Source organism: Cellulomonas soli (genome assembly GCF_052036975.1).
Taxonomy (GTDB): Bacteria; Actinomycetota; Actinomycetes; order Actinomycetales; family Cellulomonadaceae; genus Cellulomonas; species Cellulomonas soli_A.
In genome coordinates this window covers 87,577-108,756 of the sequence record NZ_JBQIAR010000012.1, presented here as the reverse complement: position 1 = coordinate 108,756, position 21,180 = coordinate 87,577, and the positions used below count along the sequence as shown (strand labels likewise).

The following is a 21,180-nucleotide window of genomic DNA, read 5'->3' as shown; positions in this document are numbered from 1 at the left end:
GCTTGCGCTGTCAGTGCTCGTCGCTGATCGACAGGCTCAGGTAGACCGCTGCCAGGACGACGAAGATGTACGCCTGCAGTGCGGCGACGAACATCTCGAACAAGGTGATGGCGAAGCCACCCACGAGGGTCAGGGCGCCGAACGCCTTCATCGCCGGTGCGGCCTCGACCAGGAAGTACTGCGTCGCCGAGAAGCACAGGACGAGCATGAGGTGCCCGGCGACCATGTTCGCCATGAGTCGGATGGCAAGCGTCGCGGGCCGGATGATGAAGACGGTCAGGAACTCGACCGGCGTCAGCAGCACGTAGAGGAACGGCGGCACCCCGGGCGGGAACAGGCTCGCCTTGAGGAAGCCGCCCACGCCGTGCGCCTTGACGCCCGCGCCCAGGTACATCACGTACACCCACAGTGCGAGCATCACCGGAAGCCCGACGAGCGAGGTGCCGGCGATGTTCAGGCCGGGGATGATCCCGGTGATGTTGAACGCGAGCACCGCGCAGAACACCGTGGTGAGCATCGGGACGTACTTGTGCCCCTTGTCCTTGCCGATGATGTCCTCGGCCACGTTCACGCGGACGAAGTCGAGGAGCATCTCGATCGCGCCCTGGAACCGGCCGGGCACCAGCTTGGCCCGACGGGCCGCCATGACGAACAGCACGATGAGCGCGAGCGCCGCGACGAAACGGACCAGCTGCAGCCGGTTCAGCTCGAAGAAGGTGCCCTCGAACAGGACGGGCGGCGGGAAGAAGTCGGCGATCGTCGGAGCGTGGAATCCGCCGCCCTCGTCACTGGAGAGCGGCAGGATCATCGCGAGGCTGGACAGTGCGAGCTCCTGTGGTCGAAGGGGCCGGGAACCGCGTCGTCGCGTGCAGGCAGGAGGGACCCGGGCCGTCTTGGATGGCGAAAGCCTAACCTATGCATCCGGAGGGTCCTGACGTCGTGTCGGCTCGATGTACGGGATCCGACCGGAGGCCACCGCACGGTAGTCGAGCAGCGCCGAGCCGATGGTACCGGCGGCCACGACGACCAGCAGGACGACCCGGTCGTAGAAGGTCTGGCCGCGCAGCACGGCCAGGACGACCATCACGACGACCAGCTTGGCCAGCCACGAACCCATCACCGCCACGGCCATGGTCTGCGGGTTCGCGTGCGCGGTACGCAGCATCACGACCACCGTCGTGCCGCAGAACACGAGCGCGAAGCCCACGCCGATCAGCGCACCCCACACGCCGGGCGTGCCGGCGAGCAGCGCACCGAGCCCCACCCCCAGCACGGTCAGCGCCGCCAGGAGCAGCAGGGTGTCGCGCAGCGCGCGCCGGAACACCGCGTCGACGGCGGTGCCCGTCGCGGTGGGCCCGCTCGTGGGGTCGACCGGGGACGACGGGTCTGCAGCGCCGGCGGTGCCGGCCGGGTCGGTCGTCATACGGTCGTCTCCCGTGTCGGGGCGGGGGCAGGTGCCGGGGCAGGTGTCGGACCGGGCGCCCCGGGTCCGGCCGCGCCGGGCGGGCCCTCCTCGGGCAGACCGGCACGCAGCGGCCCGAGGGTCAGGGCCGTCGCGACGAGCACGCCGACACCGGTGAGCACCAGGGCCGTGGTCGTCGAGACGACGACCAGCGAGGCGACACCGTACGCCGCCACGGCGGTCCACACGTACATGATGGCCACGGCGCGTCGGTGCGAGTGCCCGATGGCCAGCAACCGGTGGTGCAGGTGCATCCGGTCGGGGTGGAACGGCGAGTGCCCCTTGCTCAGCCGTCGGAACACCGCGAGCGTCATGTCCAGCAGCGGCAGCACGATCACCGCGAGGGGCAGCAGCACGGGGACGAACGCCGGGAAGCGCTGACGATCGGTCACGGCCTGCGGGTCGATCTGCCCGGTGACGATGATCGCGGCCACCGCGATCATGAAGCCGAGCAGCAGGGCACCGGAGTCCCCCATGAAGATGCGCGCCGGGTACCAGTTGTGCGGGAGGAACCCCAGGCACGCACCGACGAGCACCGCCATGACGAGCGTCGCCAGGCTCGCGTAGTCGCCGTTGCCGCCCTGGCGGGCCAGCAGGTACGTGTACAGGAAGAACGCCGATCCGCCGATGGCCAGCACACCCGCGGCCAGGCCGTCGAGACCGTCGACGAAGTTCACCGCGTTCATCGCCACCACGACCGTGACGATCGTGAGGAACGTCCAGATGCGCGTGGACCCCAGGGTCACGCCACCCAACGGCAGCTGGTACAGCTGCACGCCCTGCCAGGCCAGGAACCCGGCGGCCAGCACCTGCCCCATGAGCTTGGTCAGCCAGTCGAGGTCCCAGATGTCGTCCGCGACACCCAGCGCGCACACCAGACCCGCACCACCGAGGATGCCGATGATCGGGCGCGGGTTCTCGTACACCCCGGCCAGGAACGGCAACCGACTGGCCAGAAGGATCGCCACCGTCATGCCGGCGAACATGGCCATCCCGCCCAGCCGGGGCGTGGGGATCGCATGCACGTCCCGGTCGCGCACCGCCGTGATGGCACCCCACCGCAGTGCGCACCACCGGGCCAGGGGCGTGGCCAGGAACGCGACGAGCGCCGAGACGAGCAGGACGAGCAGGTAGACCCTCACCGGCCCGATCCGCCCTCCGCCGCAGGGGCCACCACGGGCGCCACCTCGCGCAGGCGTTCCAGGGTGATCGCCCCGGCGCGCACGAGCCGCAGCACCTCGCCCGTCGCGTCGACGATGGTCGAGGCGACCTGACCGGGTGCATCCCCCGCATCGAGGTACACGGCGACCGACGCGGCCAGCTGCTCGTACGCGTCGGTGGCGCTCACCGCGGCCGCACGACCGGTCAGGTTCGCGCTCGAGACGGCCAAGGGACCCGTGCGACGCAGCAGCGCGAGGGCCGCCGGATGGTCGGGCATGCGCAACGCGACCGTGCCGTGCGTCTCGCCGAGGTCCCAGGCCAAGGACGGCTGCGCGTCGAGGATGAGCGTGAGCCCCCCGGGCCAGAACGCCTCGGCCAGCGCACGGGCCCCCTCGGGCACGTGCGTGGCCAGACCGTCGAGCGTGCGCACGTCGGGGATCAGCACCGGTGGGGGCATCTGGCGACCACGACCCTTGGCATCGAGCAGCGCCTGCACCGCGGTCGGCGCGAACGCATCGGCGCCGATGCCGTACACGGTGTCGGTCGGCAGCACCACGAGCTCGCCGCGCGACAACGCGTGCACCGCCTCGTCGATGGCCGGCCCCCAGGTCGCCGGGTCGGTCGCGTCCTTGATGCGGTCCACGCTCACGGCTGCGAGTCTCCCACGCGTCGGGCCACCAGCATGCGCGCCCGACCCGTCAGATCCGGCGCGGTGCCGATGGCGGTGAACGCACCGGTCGCCGCGGCCGCCGCGCGGGCCGACTCGGCCTGCACCTCGGCGTGCTCCATCACCAGCAGGCCCCCCGGTCGCAGCAGTCGTGCCGCTGCCTGCAGCACCGCGCGGGGCACGTCCAGACCGTCGGCTCCCCCGCCGTAGAGCGCCAGGTCGGGGTCGTGGTCACGGACCTCCGGGTCGACCGGCACCGCGTCGGGCGGGATGTACGGCGGGTTGGAGACGAGCACGTCGACCTGCGCGTCGAGGTCGGCCAGCAGGTCCGGGTCACGCACGTCGGCCAGCTCGACGCGCAGCGCAGGCCCGTCGACCGGGTGCGCCGCGTGGTTGGCCGACGTCAGCGCGACGGCCTCCGGCGAGGCGTCCACGGCGACCACGCGCGAGGACGGCACCTCGGTGTCGACCGCCAGAGCGATCCCCCCGGCCCCGCAGCACAGGTCCACCACCAGCGGCTGGTGCCCGGCACGCACCAGACGGACCGCCTCGTCGACGGCCACCTGGGCGACCATCTCGGTCTCGGGGCGCGGCACGAAGACGCCCGGCCGGACCTCGAGGGTCAGGTACCGGAACGTGGTGCGCCCCACGATGTGCTGCAGCGGCTCACGGCGACGGCGACGGTCCACCACCACGGCGTACCGCGCGGCGAAGTCGTCCGGGAGCGCCGGGGGCAGCGCGAGCTCGAGCCGGTCGACGCCGAGCACCGACGCGGCCAGCGCCGTCGCGTCGTGGCGTGCGGAGGGCACACCCGCCTCGTCGAGGAGCCTGGCTGCCGCCTCGACGGCCGCCCGCAGCGTGAGCGCCGGACGCGCCGGGCCGCTCACGCCTCGCCTGCCGCCGCCAGGCGTGCGGCCTCGTCCGCGTCGATCGCCGACTGCACGACCGGGCCGAGGTCACCCCCGAGCACCGCGTCGAGGTTGTACGCCTTGTACCCGGTCCGGTGGTCCGCGATGCGGTTCTCGGGGAAGTTGTAGGTGCGGATGCGCTCGGACCGGTCGACCGTGCGCACCTGAGAGCGACGGGCCTGGCTGGCCGCCGCGGCGGCCTCCTCCTGGCGTGCGGCCAGCAGCCGGGCGCGCAGCACGCGCATCGCCTGCTCGCGGTTCTGCAGCTGGGACTTCTCGTTCTGCATCGACACGACGATGCCGGTGGGCAGGTGCGTGATGCGCACCGCCGAGTCCGTCGTGTTGACGGACTGCCCACCGGGGCCCGACGAGCGATAGACGTCGATGCGCAGGTCGTTCGGGTCGATCTCGACCTCGCCGGCGTCCTCGACCTCGGGGAACACCAGCACGCCCGCGGCCGAGGTGTGGATGCGACCCGCCGACTCGGTGACGGGGACACGCTGCACGCGGTGCACGCCGCCCTCGTACTTCAGGTGCGCCCACACGCCGTCCTCGGGCGGTCCGGCCGTACGCGCCTTGACGGCGACCTGCACGTCCTTGTAGCCGCCCAGGTCGGACTCGGTGGCCTCGAGCACCTGCGTGGACCAGCCCTGCCGCTCGGCGTACCGCAGGTACATGCGCAGCAGGTCGCCGGCGAACAGTGCCGACTCCTCCCCGCCCTCGCCGGCCTTGATCTCCAGGATCACGTCACGCGCGTCGTCCGGGTCACGCGGCACCAGCACGCGGCGCAGGCGCTCGGCGGCCAGCGCCGCCGCCTCGACCAGCGCGGGCAGCTCGGCGGCGAAGGACGCGTCGTCCTGCGCCAGCTCGGAGGCCGCCTCGGCGTCGTCCTGCGCGGTGTGCCATGCGCGGTACGCGGCGACGACCTGGCCCAGCTCGGCGTAGCGACGTCCGAGGCGACGAGCCCGGTCGGCGTCGGCATGCACCCCCGGGTCGGCCAGCTGCGTCTCGATCAGCGCGTGCTCGTCGAGCAGCGGCCTCGCGGCGTCGAACGCCTCGCTCATGGGTCCTCGTTCCGGCGGGGTGCGGGGTCGCGGTGCCGGCGGGACGGGCCCGCACCACGGCGTGGGAACGACACAGCGCCGGTACCGGGCGCGACCACTGCCATGGAGGGCAGTCGGCCGCACCGGTACCGGCGCTGCGAAGGTGCTACTGGGGCTTCTTGCCGTAGCGGGCCTCGAACCGGGCCACGCGGCCACCGGTGTCGAGGATCTTCTGCTTGCCCGTGTAGAACGGGTGGCAGGCGCTGCAGACGTCGGCGCGGATCTCGCCGGACGTCACGGTCGAGCGCGTGACGAACGTGCTGCCACAGGTACAGGTCACCTCGGTGACCACGTACTGCGGGTGGATGTCAGCCTTCACGGGGGTTCTCCTTCAGGGATGTCTCCGGGTCGTGCGACGGATGGCGCACGTGAACCGCAGACCAGCAGGACATTGTGCCAGAACCACGGCGAGGTCCGAAATCATCCGCGGCTCCTCCGATCTGCCGAGCTGCCGACGCACTGCCTACGCTCTCCCCATGTCACGGTCCGAGCAACCCGCCACCGCCACCAGGACGAACACGGACCGCGGGTTCGCCGGACCGCCGGCCACGGAGGTCGGCGTGCCGGCAGCGGTGGCACGCTTCACGGTCGGCGCGCCGCTGGAGCCGGTGTGGCAGAACCAGGCCGGCGGGCTGACCTGGCGCTCGCTCGGCCCGGACGGACGCGCCCACCTGTACCTCAAGTGGTCGCCCACCGGCGGCCCGGACCTGCACGAGGAGCTGCAGCGACTGGCCTGGGCGGCCGGACGCGTCCCGGTCCCGCCGGTCGTCGCACACGGTCAGGACGGCGACGGGCAGTGGCTCGTCACGCGCGCCCTGGACGCCCGCTCCGCCGTCGACGCACGGTGGCTGCGCGAGCCCCGGACCGCGGCGCGGGCCATCGGGACAGGTCTGCGCCGGCTGCACGAGGAGCTGCCCGTGGCCGACTGCCCCTTCTCGTGGTCCGTCGAGGAGCGCACCCGGCGCGCCAGGGCGCACCTCGACGCCGGCGACGGGCCGGCGGCCTGGCAACCCGAGCACCGCGCGCTGAGCCCGGCGGACGTGCTGGACCTGCTCGGCGAGGCACCCGCGGCGGACCTGGTCGTCTGCCACGGCGACGCGTGCGCACCGAACACGCTGCTCGACGACGACGGAGAGTGGGCAGGGATCGTCGACCTGGGTCGGCTCGGCGTCGCGGACCGGTGGGCCGACCTCGCGGTGGCCACCTGGTCGCTCGCGTGGAACTACGGCCCCGACACGGCCGATCTGGAGACCGAGCTGCTCGACGCGTACGGGATCGAGCCCGACCCCACCAAGATCGCGTACTACCGCCTGCTGTGGGACGTCAGCTGACGCGCACCGCCGTCGGCGGACGCACACGCAGCGACGGCCCCGGCTCCCGAAGGGGCGCAGGGCCGTCGCACCCCACCGGGGAGCATGGACCGATCAGATGACGACGCGGCCGGACTTCTCGTCCGCGCCCGGCCCGCTCGGGGTCGTCTTCTGCACCTGGAGCAGGAACTCCACGTTGGACTTCGTGTCGCGCAGCTTGCCGATCAGCAGCTCGATCGCCTGCTGCTGGTCCAGCGCACCCATGACCCGGCGCAGCTTCCACACGATCTTCAGCTCGTCGGGCGCGATGAGGATCTCCTCGCGGCGCGTGCCGGACGCGTTGACGTCGACCGCAGGGAAGATCCGCTTGTCGGCCAGGGACCGCGACAGGCGCAGCTCCATGTTCCCGGTGCCCTTGAACTCCTCGAAGATGACCTCGTCCATCTTGGAGCCCGTCTCCACGAGCGCCGAGGCCAGGATCGTCAACGAGCCACCGTGCTCGATGTTGCGCGCCGCACCGAAGAACCGCTTGGGCGGGTACAGCGCCGAGGCGTCCACACCACCGGACAGGATGCGGCCCGAGGCGGGCGCGGCCAGGTTGTAGGCCCGCGACAGACGCGTCAGCGAGTCGAGCAGCACCACGACGTCCTGACCGAGCTCGACCAGGCGCTTGGCACGCTCGATGGCCAGCTCGGCGACGATCGTGTGGTCCGAGGCGGGGCGGTCGAACGTCGAGGCGATGACCTCGCCCTTGACCGTCCGCTCCATGTCGGTGACCTCTTCGGGCCGCTCGTCGACCAGCACGACCATGAGGTGGACCTCAGGGTTGTTGGTCGTGATGGCGTTCGCGATCTGCTGCATGATGATCGTCTTGCCGGCCTTGGGCGGCGCGACGATGAGGCCGCGCTGACCCTTGCCGATCGGCGCCACGATGTCGATCACGCGCGGTGTCAGACGGGTCGGGTCGCTCTCCAGGCGCAGACGCTCCTGCGGGTAGAGCGGCGTGAGCTTGGTGAACTCCGGGCGGGTGCGCGCCTCCTCCGGCGTCTGACCGTTCACCGAGTCCAGGCGCACCAGCGCGTTGAACTTGCTCGGCCGGTTGCCCTGCTGCGGCGCGGGCTGCTCACCCTCGCGCGGCTGGCGCACCGCACCGGTGATCGCGTCACCGCGGCGCAGACCGGCCTTCTTCACCTGGCCGAGCGAGACGTAGACGTCGTTCGCCCCGGGCAGGTAGCCGGACGTACGCACGAACGCGTACGAGTCGAGCACGTCGAGGATGCCCGCGACGGGCAGCAGGATGTCGTCCTCGGCGACCTCGATCTCGTCCAGACCGGCCAGGTCGGGTCCCGTGCGTCCACCACGGCCGCGCTTGCGGTCACGGTCACGGTCACGGAACCGGTCGCGCGAGCGACGACGACGGCCACCGCGCTCGTCGTCCTCGTAGCCACCCTGCGGCGCGGCACCCGCCTGGGTCGCCCCCGGCTGGGTCTGGCCGCCCTGGTTCGACTGCCCGGCCTGCGCCGAGCCCTGGCGCGAGGCGTCACGGGGCGGGCGCTGCTCGCGCGAGCCACGCCCCTCCCCCTGCTCGTCACCGCGCACGGGCGCCGACGGCTCGGTCTGCTCGCCCTCGCCCCTCGGCGCGAGCGGGGCACCGACACCACGGCCGGCCCGACGCGAACGACGCTCACCGGTCACGGAGCCGACCGCCTCGGCCGCACGCGCGGCCCGGTCGTCCTCGCGGCGCTCGCCGCCCTCGGAGGTGCGGGCGTCCAGCGCGGCCTCGAGACCGGCCAGGACGTCACCGCGGCCCGCCGTGGCCCGGGTGCGCTGCGGCACGAGGACCTCGTCGGCGACGAGGCGCTCGGAGGCGACCGTGCGCTCCGGCTCGGCGGTGCGCTCGGGTACGGCAGCGGCCTGCTCAGCTGCGGCACTCACCGCACGACGGGAGGTGCGCGGTGCGCGTTCCTGCGCGGGGGCGTCCGCCTCCGCCGCGGCGACGGGCGCCTGTGCCCGGGTGCGCGTGCGGCCGGTCGTCTCGGCGACGGCCACGGTCTCGCCGGTGCGTCGCGGCTCGAGCGCCTGCGGGCGCGAACCGCCCCGCGCGGCGGCGATGGCCTGCACGAGGTCGCCCTTGCGCATCTTGGAGGTGCCCTTCACGCCCAGCTGGGACGCGAGCGCCTGCAGCTCCGGCAGGCGCATGGCGGCGACGGAGCCGCCCTGGGCGGAGCCACCGGAGGTGCTCACGGTGGGCTCGATGGTGTCAGTCACGAAGGACCCTTCCCTCGTCGGAGGCACGCGCCCTGCCTGGGCGGCGGCCTGACCTCGGAATGGTCCGAGGTGGTGTTGGGGGCCCGGGTGCGGCGTACGTCGTCCACGCACACGGGCTGGGATGCTCCCGGCTGGTCAGCTCTCACTGGTCCACCGTCCCGGACACGGGCGACGCGAGTCGGCCAGCGGGAGGAGGGGCGCAGGGACAACGCGAGCCCCGGGGAACGCCCCGACAATAGCACCGCCGCGCACGCGATCGGTCAGCCGACCACGTGGGCCTGCGCGCCCGTCTGGTCGACAGGCAGCGGCAGGATCTGCCATCCGGCCATCACCCCGCCGAACGCCTCGGACAGCGCCGAGTCCGCGTCGGTCAGCGGTGTGCCGTCCGGCGCAGTCCCCGTGCGACGGGCCAGGACGAGGACCGTCGGGCCGGCACCCGAGACGACCGCGGCGACCTCGTGCCGCCGCAGCGTGTCGACCAGGGCGAGCGAGTCGGGCATGACCGCGCGGCGGTACTCCTGGTGCAGGCGGTCCTGCGTGGCGGGCAGCAGCAGGTCGGGGCGTCGTCCGAGCGCCTCGACCAGCAGCGCCGAGCGGGCAGCCTGGAACGCGGCGTCGACGTGCGGCACCGAGGCGGGCAGCACGCCGCGGGCCGTCCGGGTCGACAGGTGCACCGAGGGCACCACCGCGATCGGCACGATGTCGGGGTGCACCGTCAGCGCTGCCGCGCGCACCTGCGCGGTGGGCGCCGAGCCGCCCGCGGACTCCTGCGTCCAGGCCAGCGTGGCGCCGCCGAGCAGCGCCGGTGCGGCGTTGTCGGGGTGACCCTCCATCGCGGTGGCCAGCTGCAGCACGACGTCGTCGTCGAGAGCGCCGGGCTCGCTGACCAGCGCACGCGCGGCCACCAGCCCGGCGACCACCGCGGCGGCCGACGAACCCAGTCCCCGACCGTGCGGGATGCGGTTGTGGCAGATCAGGTGCAGGCCCGCCTGGGGTGCCCCCACGTGGTCGAGGGCCGTGCGCAGGGCACGCACGACCAGGTGCTGCTCGTCGTCGGGCACCTGACCGGCACCCTCGCCGGTCACCTCGACGCGCACACCCATCGTGCCCAGCGCCCGCACCTCGAGGTCGTCGTGCAGGCCCAGGGCCAGGCCGAGGGCGTCGAAGCCCGGGCCGAGGTTGGCGCTGGTCGCCGGGACGCGGACGCGGACGTGGTCCGCACGCAGCCGCACCGCGGGCCGCCCTACAGACCGAGCGCGTCGGCGATGGACACGACGTCCGCCGTGACACGCACCGGGGTGACCTCGCTGCCGTCGGGCGTGCGCAGCGCCCACTGCGGGTCCTTCAGGCCGTGCCCCGTCACCGTGATGACGATGCGCGCACCGGAGGGCACCCGGCCCTCGTCCGACAGGCGCAGCAGACCCGCCACGCCGGCGGCGGACGCCGGTTCGACGAACACGCCCTCCTGGGCGGACAGCACCCGGTGCGCGGCGAGGATCTCCTCGTCGGTGACGGCCTCGATGAGGCCACCGGAGACGTCCCGCGCCTGCTCGGCCTGCTCCCACGAGGCGGGGTTGCCGATGCGGATGGCCGTGGCGATGGTCTCCGGCTCGGTGATCGGGTGACCGGCGACGATCGGCGCCGCACCGGCCGCCTGGAAGCCCCACATGATCGGGGTCCGCGTCGACACGGCGGCATGCGCGGCACCCGCGTCGAGGCCCGCGTACTCGCGGTAGCCGCGCCAGTACGCCGTGATGTTGCCGGCGTTGCCGACCGGCAGCACGTGGATGTCGGGGGCGTCGCCGAGTGCGTCGACGACCTCGAACGAGGCGGTCTTCTGGCCCTCGATGCGGTCGGGGTTGACCGAGTTGACCAGCTCGACCGGGTACGCCTCGGCGAGCTTGCGGGCCGCGACCAGGCAGTCGTCGAAGTTGCCGTCGACCTGCAACAGGCGGGCACCGTGCGCGACGGCCTGGCTGAGCTTGCCCATGGCGATCTTGCCGTCGGGCACCAGCACCGCGCAGACCATGCCGGCGCGCGTGGCGTACGCGGCGGCGGACGCCGAGGTGTTGCCCGTCGAGGCGCACACCACCGCCCGCGCCCCGCGGTCGGCCGCGGCCGAGATCGCCGTCGTCATGCCGCGGTCCTTGAACGAGCCGGTCGGGTTCATGCCCTCGACCTTGAGGAACACCTGCGCACCCGTGCGCTGCGACAGCACCGGTGCGGGTACGAGCGGCGTGCCGCCCTCCCCCAACGTCACCACGGTGCGGCGGACGTGCTCGGGCAGGCGGTCGGCGTACTCGGCGATGATGCCGCGCCACTGGTGGGCCATCAGGCTCCTTCGACTCGCAGGACGGAGAGGACGCGACGCACGACGTCGAGCCCCTCGATCGACTCGACCGTGCCGCGCAGCGCGCGTTCGGTCGCGGCATGCGTGGTGATGACCAGGCGGGCGACGTCCCCGGCGGCCAGGGAGTTCTCGAGCGGGTCGTCGCCCACGGGCGTCTGGCGCACCGCCTCGATCGACACCCCGTGCTCGGCCAGCACCGCGGCGACCTGCGCGAGCACGCCCGGGCGGTCGACCACGTCGAGACGCATCTGGTAGCGGGTGCGGGCCGCCTCGGCCGGCAGGACGGGCAGGTCGGCGTACGACGACTCGACCGGCCCCCGACCGCCGAGCACACGGTGACGGGCGACCGAGACGACATCGCCGAGCACCGCCGACGCGGTCGGGGCACCGCCTGCCCCACGGCCGTAGAACATGAGCTCGCCGGCGGCCTCGGCCTCGACGAACACCGCGTTGAAGGCGCCGCGCACACCGGCCAGCGGGTGCGAGGCGGGGACCAGCGCGGGGTGCACCCTGACCTGCACACCCGGGGTGCCGTCCTCGGCCTGACCACGCTCGGCGATGGCCAGCAGCTTGAGCACGTGCCCGGTGCGGGCCGCCCAGGCGACGTCGTCGGCCGTCAGGGCGGTGATGCCCTCGCGGTCGACGTCGTCGAGCGAGACGCGCGTGTGGAACGCGAGCGAGGCGAGGATCGCGGCCTTGGCCGCCGCGTCGTAGCCCTCGACGTCCGCCGTGGGGTCGGCCTCGGCGTAGCCGAGCGCCTGCGCCTCCTTGACGGCCTGCTCCAGGTCGAGGCCCTCGGTGGCCATCTTGTCCAGCACGTAGTTGGTGGTGCCGTTGACGATGCCGAGCACGCGGCGGATCTTGTCGCCGACGAGCGACTCGCGCACGGGGCGCACGATCGGGATGGCCCCGGCGACAGCCGCCTCGAAGTACAGGTCCACTCCGGCGGCGTCGGCTGCGGCGTACAGCGTGGGGCCGTCCTGCGCGAGCAGCGCCTTGTTGGCCGTGACGACCGCGGCACCGTGCTCGATGGCCCGCAGGATCAGGGACCGGGCCGGCTCGATGCCGCCCAGGACCTCCACGACGACGTCGGCCCGGGTGACGAGCTCGGCGGCGTCGGCGGTCAGCAGCGCCGGGTCGACGACCGGGTCGCGCTCGACGGTGGTGTCGCGCACGGCCACGCCGACCAGCTGCAGCGGTGCACCCACACGGGCGGCCAGGTCCTCGGCCTGCGTCGTCAGCAGCCGCACGACCTCGGTCCCGACGACACCGCAGCCGAGCACGGCGACGCGCAGCGGCGCGTGACGATCACCCTGGGGGGCGGTGGCGGTCACAGGGGGCCCTCTCGACGACGGATCTCACGCACGGCGGGCCCGGACGCGGGGTCGACGGGTGCCGGGGCAAGGATAGAGCGCGAGCCCCGCCGGCGCGGGCGTGTCCGGTCGATGGGCGCGGGTGCGCCCTGCCTGCTCAGCGACGCCGCACCCGGGCGAGGACGCGGGGGCCGAGGAGTGCGCCGACGACCACGAGGAGCACGAGCACCACGGCGCTCCACGGCACGGCCCAGGTGCCGGCCTCTGACTGCACGGCCCGACCGGCGGTCTCACCGATGCCGACGGCCTGCGGCACGAGCTCGACCCGCGCGTGCAGCCGACCCAGCGGCCACACCCCGGCCACCTCGACCTGCTGGGTGTGCACGGAACCCGGCAGCAGCTCGGGCAGGGCGGCCGCACTCACCTGCACCGGGGCGAGACCCCCGGGCCCGGCCAGGACGACCCGCACCGCCGCGGTGGTACGGGCGTTGCCGGTGTTCTCGACCGTGAACGTCACGGTCGACGAGCCGCTGCGGAACGGGTCGAGCCCGCCGTGGTGCACGACCTGCACGTCGCCGACCGCGAGCGCGGGGTGCAGCTCGCCCTGAACGCGCACGTGCATGCGCGAGCCGAGCCGGCGGTCGAGCACCACGGTGGAGCCGGCCCCGGCCGTGCTGACGGAGGTGACGACGCCGCCGGTGTGGTCGCCGGGAGCGGCGTCGGCGGGCACGGTGAGGGTGAACGGCACGACAGCGACCTCGCCGGGTTGCAGCGTCAGCTCGGTGCGCTCGAGCGTCACCCAGGTGCCGACGTCGGTCGAGGGTTCGCCTGCGGCGAGCAGGTCGAGCTGCCCCTCGGGCGTGGTGAAGCCGTCGGCGGCGTACAGCCGCAGGGTGAGCGGTGTCGCACCGTGGTTGGTCACCTCGAACCCGTCGTGGACCACGTCGCCGGCCGCGAGCGCGTACTGGTAGTTGGGGCGCGCGGTGCCCTGCTCGCCGTCGGCGGGGCGCACGCTCCAGCTGAGGGTGTCGTCGGCCGTCGCGGCGGGCATCGTCGGTCCGAGCAGGCCCACCAGGGCCAGGGCGAGGACGGCGAGCGTGCGCCGGGTGCGCGGTCGGGTCACGGTGCGGGGCATGCGGGTCCTTCGGTGCGTGCCGAGTCCCCCGGCCGCCAGACCGGGGGACTCGACGTGTGCGGGGCGTCGGGGTCAGCCGAGCGCCGTGAGGGTGAGCGTGGCCGTGTAGGCGCCCGCGGGGGTGTCCGCCGGGGCGAGCAGGGACAGTGCGGCGTCGACCGCCACGGTGCCCTTGGCGTGCCCGGCGGCGGCGGAGACGAGCGTGCGCGAGGGTGCCAGGCCGTCGTCGGTGCCGACGCCCGGGGCGACGCTCGCTCCGGCGACCGCTCCGACGGTGTTCTGCGTCAGGGCGGGGGCCCAGCCCAGGGACTGGCCGCCGAACTGCTGACCGCCGGTGGCCGTGAACGCGCCGACCTGACCGGTGAGGGTCCAGGCCGGGGTGTCCGCGCGGGTGTCGGTGACGGTGACGGTGCGCAGCGCGCCCGCCGCGGCGAAGCCGGCCGCGGTGGCCGTGGCGGTGCCCAGGTCGACCGCACCGGTGCCGCCGTCGATCGTCCACGCGAACGTGCCCGGCTCCACGGGGGCCTCGGGCACGACGACGGTGATCGGCAGACCCTGCGCGTCGACGAACGTCAGCGGCGTCACCGTGTCGAGGGTGCGGTTGGTCGAGCCCTGCGCCGCGAAGGTCAGCACGTTCAGCGGGGTCACCGCGGCGTCGTACGTCGTGGTGCCCTTGGTGTAGACGGGTGCGACGTCCTGGAACGTGAGCGTGAAGGTGCCGTCGGCCTGCAGGCGGGCACCCGAGGCGGTCTCGGTCTCCGGACCGGTGGTGCGCACGTACTTGGCGTACTGGAAGCGCGAGGCGTCCAGGTACCAGGTCTCGCCGACCTTCGGTCCGACGGCCACGTAGATGCCGGGCACCGTGCCGTCGGCGGCGGCCGTGAAGCCGGTGCCGGTGACGGTGATGTCGCTGGTGCCGTCGGCCTGCAGCGTGGTGGAGGAGACGACGACCTGCGGCGTGGCCGGGGCGACGACGTCCTGCACGGTGTAGGTCACGTCGACCGGCAGGGATGGCTTGGCGTCCTGCATGCCGCCGCAGCCCGTGGAGTAGAAGTGCGGGCGGACGGAGGAGGGCAGGGCGTTGACGAACTCGGGTGCCCACGAGCCCCACCAGCCGGTCGCGGTGCCGGACGCGGTGCACGTGGTCTGCGCGCTGCTGTCGGCGACGGTCACGGCGACGCCCTGGTAGTCCGGCGTGAACCGGACCTGGCCGTCGGCGAGCACGTCGATCGAGCCGGGGCTGAACGTGACCAGGTCGAGCCGGCCGAAGGACTGCTCGGCGACGGGGTTGCCGGACATGTCGGTGCCGGCGCCGAGCGTGAACTCGAACGACAGGCTGCCGGAGCCGTCGGCGGCGACCTCGAGCTCGGGGTCGGCGTAGATCTCGTTCGGGGCGCTGTACTGCGCCGGGTAGGCGTTGACGGTGTAGCTGCCGTCCCAGGCGAGCGTCGCGGCGCCCGAGTCGGGGTCGACCGCGCCGGTGCCGGCCACGAAGTGCACGGCGTTGGGGGTCTTGCCTGCCTTGGAGATCGGGAAGGACGTCGCGGGCGTGGGTTCGACGAGGTAGGTGCTCTGCGTGCCGCCGGACACGCTGCCGGTGAGCACGGAGGCGTTGCCGGTGAGGTCCTTGTAGGTCCACGGGCCGAAGATGCCGACCTGCGCGTACCCGTTGAGGCCCCAGGTGAACGTGGCGTCGTCGACCTGCTGGGTGGCAGCGGCGGCGGGGGTGGCGCCGGTCAGCGCGACGGCCGCGGCGAGCGCCAGGGCACCGGTGACGGCACCGGCGCGCCGGGCGCGGCCTGCTCCTGCGATGTTCACAGCTCTCCTTCCGTGGCGGGTGCGCCCCGCCGGGCGTGACGACTCCGTCGTCTTAGGTAAGGCTTACCTTACCGTGCATCTCGGGCACAACACCCGTCTCACCTGCGTCATCGCCACGGCAGGACCAACCAGCCCTTCGAGACACCGAGGAGCAGACCCGCGGCCAGCGTCAGCACCCCTGACACCCCCCACAGCACGGGTGCGTGCACGGCGCGCCCCGCCGACGCGACGCCTGCCGGGATCAGCCCGGGCTCCCCCGCGACCAGCGTCACCGGCGAGCCCGCCCAGGGCGGCCCCTCGTTGCCGGGCAGCCCCTGCGGGGTCGCCGCGCTCACCACCCCTGGGGCCGCAGCCGGAGCGACCCGCAGCGGGTTCGAGACCGCCGCAGCCGGGACCGGCACCGCCGCCGGCGGGCGCGTGACCGGCATCGCCGCGTCGAAGCTGACCAGCACGGGCGAGGCAGGCTTGGCCCGGTCCCGGGCCGCCCCGCTCGAGTACCAGTAGGAGGCCAGCCCCGTCTGCCCGTGGAAGTCGACGAACGACTGCGGGAACGACCCCCGGTAGCTCGCGTTCGTCGCGTCCGCCGCGACCTGGGCCGCCGACCCCGTGGGCACCACGACGTCGACACCGAGGTAGTCCGGCGTCACCACCAGACCGGTGGCCGTCACCTCGACCCCGCTCAGCCTCGCGAGCGTCACCTGCCGGGCCGGCAGCCGCGCCCAGTGCGACAGGTCCGCCATGTCCGCGCCGAAGCCCGAGGCCGACGCGGTCAGCGTCCCCGAGCCGTCGGCCCGGACCGTCAGCACCGGGTCCGTGAACGACCAGTACGCCATGCCGCCGTAGAACGCCGACGTCACCGACCCGGTCCACCGCACGGTCGCCGTCCCGGCCTGCACGTCGACCTCGCCCACACCCCCGCCGAACACGGCCTCCGCGCGCGTCGAGCTGAGCACCGACGAGGAGCTGACCGGAGCACCGTCGGCGTCGAGGCAGCGCGTGGCCCAGTCAGCCTCGACGTAGGCGCCCGTCGCGTCCGGGCGCTCGATGCGGACCTCCCCGTCCTCGCTGCGGTACAGCGTGTCCTGGTCCGTCCACACCCGGGCGGAACCGGTGTCGCCCGCCAGGCCGGCCGACAGGAAGTTGCAGCCGCCGATGTACGCACCACCCGTGGACTCGACGTTGATGCCCCAGCGCAGCTGCGCGTCATCGACGCCTCGCCCGCCCGTGTCCGGGATGGTCACCGTCACGGGCACTCCGGGAGGCGCGGGGTCGACAGCCCACGCCGCACCGGCAGGCAGCAGCACCGCCGCACCCAGGCCCACCGTGACCAGGGCGGATCGCACCGCGTGGCTGCTCACCGTGCCCCCTGCGGGTCGAGGGTGCGCGCCGCACGGGCCCGACGGCGCCGCAGCGCGGTCGAGGCCGACGAGACGGTGGTCGCCAGCAGCAGCAGGCCCGCGAGCGCCACCGCGACCAGCGCCGGGTCGAGACCCGTCGTCGCCTGTGGCGCGCCGAGGGCCGCCGCGGCGGCGACCGGGTCGGCGACCGCCTCGAACTGCAGCTCGGCGAGCGCACCCGAGGCCGCCCCGGTCAGCCGGATCACCTGCGTGCCCGGCCGCAGGTCGGGCGGCAGCTGGAGCACACCGGCCACCTCACCCTGGGCGCCGGCCGTCAACGGCCCGACGGCCGCCAGCCCGGCCCCCAACGACCCGACGACCTGCTCGCCCGGTGTGAAGCCCTGCCCGGTGAAGCTGATGACCCGGCCCACCACCGGCGCCGACGGCGAGATGCCCAGCGTGGCGAGGGCAGGTGCCTGCACTGCCTCAGCACCGTCCGCCGCAGCGCCGTCGGCGGCCGCTGCACCGGCACCTCCGGACCCATCCACCGCGGCGGCGCCCAGCACCTCGCCGAACGACACCGGGGTGAACGTCTCGTTCGCCGCGTTGACCACACCGTGCGCGCCGATGGTGATCACGCCGCACGTGACCTGCAGACAGTCGACGGTGGTCGCCGCACCCGAGCGGTCGAGTGCCTGGAACTGCGGTCCGGGGACGGTCAACGTGACCGACCAGCTGCCGTCCGCCGCGATCACCCCGCCGTTGGCCGACCCCTCGGTCTGCGAGCCCGGGAACGAGACGAACCGCTGGTAGCCCTGGTTCTGCGCCTGCTCGGAGTCGGGCACGTACCGCAGGTCCTCGCCGGTCACCCCGCCCTGGCTGGGGCGCCACACGCCACCCTGGTCGTCGACCCAGCCGAAGAGGACGTAGATGCCGCCGAACCCGCCGTCGATCGACTGGAAGCCCGTGCCGCTCACGGTCAGCGGCGTGGACCAGCGGGTGTCGGCCTGCGCCGTCCCGGCCTCGTTGGTCACCGTGACCCTCGCCGCGGCGCGGGCCGGAGCCGCCGTGGCACCGACCAGTCCCACGGCCGCCACCGCGCACGCCAGCACCACCGTGACGGCTGCCACCGACCTGCTCATGCCACTCCCTCCGTCGGCGCACGTGCCGGGCGGACCGGCAGCACCACCACCTCGTCCGTCCCGGGCCTGGTCAGCACCTCGACCGGGTGCCCGTACACCTCGCCCAGCAGGTCCGCCGTGAGCACGTCACGCGGTGTGCCGTCGGCTCGCACCTGCCCGTCGTGCAGGACCACCACCCGGTCCGCCCACGCGGCGGCGAGCGAGAGGTCGTGCAGCACGACCACCACGGCAAGCCCCTCGTCGGCCAGGGCCCGCACCCGGGCGAGCACCGACTCCTGGTGCCGGATGTCCAGCGCCGCGGTGGGCTCGTCGAGCAGCAGCACACCTGGCTCCTGGGCGAGCGCCCGGGCGAACCCGGTGCGGGCCTTCTCCCCGCCCGACAGCGTGCCGAACCGTCGGTCGGCGAGGTCCACGACATCCGCCTGCGCCAGGGCACGGGCGACGACGTCGTCGTCCTGGTCCTCCCGGTCGGTGCCGGCCCACGGTGCGCGGCCCATGCGCACCACGTCGAGCACCGCGAACGGGAACGAGACCCGCTGCTCCTGCAGCAGCACCGCGCGGCGGCGGGCCAGGTCGCGCAGCGACCAGTCGCGCAGGGCACGGCCGTCGAGCAGTACCCGACCCTCGTGCGCGGCCAGGTCACCGGACAGCGCGGCCAGCAGCGTGGACTTGCCGGCGCCGTTGGGACCGACCAGGGCGACCAGCTCGCCGGCGCGGACGCTCAGGTCGACGCGGTCCAGCACCCGGCGCGCGCCGTAGCGCACGCTCACGCCCTGCACGTCGACGACCGCCCGCGTCCGTGCGCCCACCGCGCGCGCGACCTCCGCGAGCCACGGTCCGCCGCTCATGCCCAGCCCCCGGCCGAGCGGCGCGTGCGGCGGATCAACCAGAAGAAGAAGGGTCCGCCGACCACCGCGGTCAGCATCCCGATGGGCAGGTCGGCGTACGGCACGGCGGTGCGTGCCACGAGGTCGGCGCCCACCAGCAGCACGGCCCCGCCGAGCGCACTGGCGGGCACCAGCACCCGGTGCCCCGGGCCGACGGCCATCCGCACCAGGTGCGGCACGACCAGCCCGACGAACGCGATGATCCCCACGAACGCGACCGCGACCGCCGTCAGGAGCGCGACGAGCACCACCGTGCCCAGCCGCAGGCGCTCGACGTCGACCCCCAGGTGCCGGGCGGCCCGCTCGCCCAGGGCCAGCAGGTCCAGCCGGCGGGCCACGACCATCGCGCCGACCAGCCCGACCAGGACCACGGGCGCGACGACGGCCACGTACGGCCAGCGGGTGCCGTTGAGGCTGCCGAGCTGCCAGAACACGATCTGCTCGCGCGCCTGCGTGTCGCCCAGGAACGTCAGCAGCCCCAGCAGTGCACCGGCGACCGCGTTGACGGCCACCCCGGTGAGCACGAGCGTGACGACCTCGGTGCGTCCGCCGTCGCGGGCGGTCGCGTAGACGAGCAGCGTGGTGATCAGACCGCAGACGAACGCAGCCACGGCCACGGTCCACGGCCCGAGGAACGAGGCGCCGGTGACGATGACGGCGCACGCCCCGACGGCCGCCCCGGAGGACACCCCGACGACCCCCGGTTCGGCGAGCGGGTTGCCGAACACGCCCTGCATGAGCGCGCCCGCGGTAGCGAGGGCCGCGCCGACCAGCAGCGCCATGGCGACACGCGGGAACCGGATGGTCCACAGCGCTGCCTCGCCCTGCGGGTGGCCGGGCATCGGACCGATGTCGAGCCCGAGGCGGTGCAGCACCGAGCCGAGCACCTCCGCGGGTGGCACGCGCAGCTGGCCGACGCCCGCGGCGAGGAGCACGAGCGCGATCAGGGCGAGCGTCAACCCGGTGAACAGCGCACCGACGGTGAGCGCCCGCCGTGCCGACCTGGGGGCCTGCGCCGGGGCATCCTGCTCGGTGTGCGGCGGCGCGGCGCGGTCGAGCACGCTCATGCGCGCGCCTCGTCGGGCGCGTAGAGCGCGACGGCGAGCGCGTCGAGCACGTCGGCGGTGCCGGGGCCGAAGCTGAGCACCTCGGTGTCGGCCATGTCGACGATCCGTCGGTGCTGCCCGGCGGGGGTGCTGGCGATGGCGGGCAGCCGTTCGATCAGCCCGTCGACGCCTCCGGCGGACTCCAGGCCCTTGGTCATCACCAGGATCACGTCGGGCTGCGCGGCGACGAGCCCTTCGTCGTTGACCGGGCGCATGCCCTGCCAGCCGATCTCGGTGGCCACGTCGACCGCGCCGAGGGCCGTGATCAGGCTGTCGGCGCCCGAGCCCTGGCCGAACAGGTAGTACACGCCGGACTGGCCGCGCACGTACAGGAACAGGACGCGCAGCCGTTGGGCCGGGTCGGCGGGGGCGATGGCGGCGATCTGCTCGACCTTGGCGGCGATCTCGGCCTCGGCCCGCTCGGCCAGCCGCTCGCCCGTGTCGGGGACTCCGAGGGCGGCGGCCACGGTACGGACGAGGTCACCGACGCCGTCCATGCTGCGCGCGGAGTCGACGACGACCACGGGGATGCCCGCGTCCCTCATCTGCAGGATCACGTCCCACGGCCCCAGGCTCGTGTCGGTGAGGATCACCGTGGGCGCCAGCTCGAGGATCGCCTCGCCGTGGAGCTCATGGCCGTTGGTGGTGACCAGCGGCTTGTCGAGGATCTCGGCGAACGCCGAGGAGGTGTCGCGGCCGACGACCCGGTCGCCGAGCCCGAGCTCGTAGACGGTGCGGGCGAGCGTGCCGTAGACGTCCAGGGCGAGGATCCGGCTGGTGTCGGTGACGGTGACCACGGTGCCCTGCCGGTCGGTGACGGTGGCCGGGAGCGTGACTGCCGGGTCCGTCTCGACGGGGCGCAGTGCGGTGTCGGCCAGCACGGCGGTGGACGGGCCGGTGGCGACCCGGGGGTCCTCCAGCGGGGTGACGTCGGCGAGCAGGACGCCGCCGCCGGATCCCCCGATGGTCTCGGCGCTGCCTGCGACGGAGCACCCGGCGAGTGCGAGCAGGACGACGACGGCCCCTGCACGCCACCGGCCCGCCTGGCTGCGCCACCCCGACCTCGTCCGTGCGTGCGCCGCGCGCATCTCCACCCCGCCCCGTGATGGACCTGCTGGCCCGACCTGACCCGGACGGACGTCCTAGGCAGGCACACCTTACTTTGGTTAGGCATGCCTTAGTCAACCGGACGGGCACGACGCAGTGCGACGAG

19 protein-coding genes are annotated in these 21,180 nt (G+C 73.9%); 1 reads left to right on the top strand and 18 read right to left on the bottom strand.

The annotated features are described in order from the left end of the window. Positions 1-10 precede the first annotated feature (10 nt). The 7 genes from atpB to rpmE all read right to left on the bottom strand — a co-directional run bounded on the left by atpB (position 11) and on the right by rpmE (position 5,620). Positions 11-808 (bottom strand): F0F1 ATP synthase subunit A, encoded by a 798-nt coding sequence (atpB, locus tag ACTHAM_RS13255; RefSeq protein WP_440688209.1) that lies wholly within the window; start codon positions 806-808, stop codon positions 11-13. Positions 809-913: 105 nt separating this feature from the next. After that, positions 914-1,423 (bottom strand): hypothetical protein, encoded by a 510-nt coding sequence (locus ACTHAM_RS13250; RefSeq protein WP_440688207.1) that lies wholly within the window; start codon positions 1,421-1,423, stop codon positions 914-916. Next, positions 1,420-2,604, bottom strand: a complete 1,185-nt coding sequence (locus ACTHAM_RS13245; RefSeq protein WP_440688205.1) for an MraY family glycosyltransferase — start codon at positions 2,602-2,604, stop codon at positions 1,420-1,422. The genes ACTHAM_RS13250 and ACTHAM_RS13245 overlap by 4 nt, the downstream gene beginning before the upstream one ends. Then, on the bottom strand, positions 2,601-3,272 hold the full coding sequence (locus ACTHAM_RS13240; RefSeq protein WP_440688203.1) for an L-threonylcarbamoyladenylate synthase: 672 nt from the start codon (positions 3,270-3,272) through the stop codon (positions 2,601-2,603). The genes ACTHAM_RS13245 and ACTHAM_RS13240 overlap by 4 nt, the downstream gene beginning before the upstream one ends. Then, the gene (prmC, locus tag ACTHAM_RS13235) at positions 3,269-4,177 is read right to left on the bottom strand and encodes a peptide chain release factor N(5)-glutamine methyltransferase (protein WP_440688201.1); all 909 of its coding nucleotides are present in this window, start codon (positions 4,175-4,177) and stop codon (positions 3,269-3,271) included. The genes ACTHAM_RS13240 and prmC overlap by 4 nt, the downstream gene beginning before the upstream one ends. After that, positions 4,174-5,262 carry a peptide chain release factor 1 gene (gene prfA, locus ACTHAM_RS13230; RefSeq protein WP_440688199.1) on the bottom strand — a complete coding sequence of 363 codons (1,089 nt, stop codon included), beginning with the start codon at positions 5,260-5,262 and terminating at the stop codon, positions 4,174-4,176. Before prfA ends, prmC begins: the two co-directional genes overlap by 4 nt. Positions 5,263-5,407: 145 nt before the next feature. Beyond that, entirely contained in the window at positions 5,408-5,620 is a 213-nt protein-coding gene (gene rpmE, locus ACTHAM_RS13225; RefSeq protein WP_440688197.1) for a 50S ribosomal protein L31, read from the bottom strand. 157 nt (positions 5,621-5,777) lie between these two features. On the opposite strand from rpmE, the gene ACTHAM_RS13220 reads away from it, so the two are divergent. Then, on the top strand, positions 5,778-6,632 hold the full coding sequence (locus ACTHAM_RS13220; RefSeq protein WP_440688195.1) for an aminoglycoside 3'-phosphotransferase: 855 nt from the start codon (positions 5,778-5,780) through the stop codon (positions 6,630-6,632). A gap of 93 nt (positions 6,633-6,725) precedes the next feature. Here the strand turns inward: ACTHAM_RS13220 and rho are convergent, their stop codons facing one another. The 11 genes from rho to ACTHAM_RS13165 all read right to left on the bottom strand — a co-directional run bounded on the left by rho (position 6,726) and on the right by ACTHAM_RS13165 (position 21,055). Further along, positions 6,726-8,879 carry a transcription termination factor Rho gene (gene rho / locus ACTHAM_RS13215; protein ID WP_440688193.1) on the bottom strand — a complete coding sequence of 718 codons (2,154 nt, stop codon included), beginning with the start codon at positions 8,877-8,879 and terminating at the stop codon, positions 6,726-6,728. A gap of 260 nt (positions 8,880-9,139) precedes the next feature. After that, positions 9,140-10,111 (bottom strand): homoserine kinase, encoded by a 972-nt coding sequence (gene thrB, locus ACTHAM_RS13210; RefSeq protein ID WP_440688191.1) that lies wholly within the window; start codon positions 10,109-10,111, stop codon positions 9,140-9,142. An 11-nt stretch (positions 10,112-10,122) separates the two neighbouring features. Beyond that, positions 10,123-11,211 carry a threonine synthase gene (gene thrC, locus ACTHAM_RS13205; RefSeq protein ID WP_440688189.1) on the bottom strand — a complete coding sequence of 363 codons (1,089 nt, stop codon included), beginning with the start codon at positions 11,209-11,211 and terminating at the stop codon, positions 10,123-10,125. Continuing rightward, a complete protein-coding gene (locus ACTHAM_RS13200; RefSeq protein WP_440688186.1) occupies positions 11,211-12,563 on the bottom strand; it encodes a homoserine dehydrogenase in 1,353 nt (450 codons plus the stop codon). The genes thrC and ACTHAM_RS13200 overlap by 1 nt, the downstream gene beginning before the upstream one ends. A gap of 136 nt (positions 12,564-12,699) precedes the next feature. Further along, positions 12,700-13,677, bottom strand: a complete 978-nt coding sequence (locus ACTHAM_RS13195) for a WxL protein peptidoglycan domain-containing protein (protein ID WP_440688185.1) — start codon at positions 13,675-13,677, stop codon at positions 12,700-12,702. Positions 13,678-13,749: 72 nt separating this feature from the next. Continuing rightward, positions 13,750-15,495 carry a hypothetical protein gene (locus ACTHAM_RS13190; RefSeq protein WP_440688183.1) on the bottom strand — a complete coding sequence of 582 codons (1,746 nt, stop codon included), beginning with the start codon at positions 15,493-15,495 and terminating at the stop codon, positions 13,750-13,752. A 107-nt stretch (positions 15,496-15,602) separates the two neighbouring features. Beyond that, positions 15,603-16,853: a hypothetical protein gene (locus tag ACTHAM_RS13185; RefSeq protein WP_440688181.1), complete on the bottom strand. Its 1,251-nt coding sequence runs from the start codon at positions 16,851-16,853 to the stop codon at positions 15,603-15,605. Then, positions 16,850-17,974, bottom strand: coding sequence for a hypothetical protein (locus tag ACTHAM_RS13180; RefSeq protein ID WP_440688179.1), 1,125 nt, complete (start codon positions 17,972-17,974; stop codon positions 16,850-16,852). Before ACTHAM_RS13180 ends, ACTHAM_RS13185 begins: the two co-directional genes overlap by 4 nt. Next, positions 17,971-18,822, bottom strand: a complete 852-nt coding sequence (locus ACTHAM_RS13175) for a heme ABC transporter ATP-binding protein (protein ID WP_440688177.1) — start codon at positions 18,820-18,822, stop codon at positions 17,971-17,973. The genes ACTHAM_RS13180 and ACTHAM_RS13175 overlap by 4 nt, the downstream gene beginning before the upstream one ends. Next, positions 18,819-19,928, bottom strand: a complete 1,110-nt coding sequence (locus tag ACTHAM_RS13170; RefSeq protein ID WP_440688175.1) for a FecCD family ABC transporter permease — start codon at positions 19,926-19,928, stop codon at positions 18,819-18,821. The genes ACTHAM_RS13175 and ACTHAM_RS13170 overlap by 4 nt, the downstream gene beginning before the upstream one ends. Next, the gene (locus ACTHAM_RS13165) at positions 19,925-21,055 is read right to left on the bottom strand and encodes a heme/hemin ABC transporter substrate-binding protein (RefSeq protein ID WP_440688173.1); all 1,131 of its coding nucleotides are present in this window, start codon (positions 21,053-21,055) and stop codon (positions 19,925-19,927) included. Before ACTHAM_RS13165 ends, ACTHAM_RS13170 begins: the two co-directional genes overlap by 4 nt. Between the last annotated feature and the right edge of the window lie 125 nt (positions 21,056-21,180).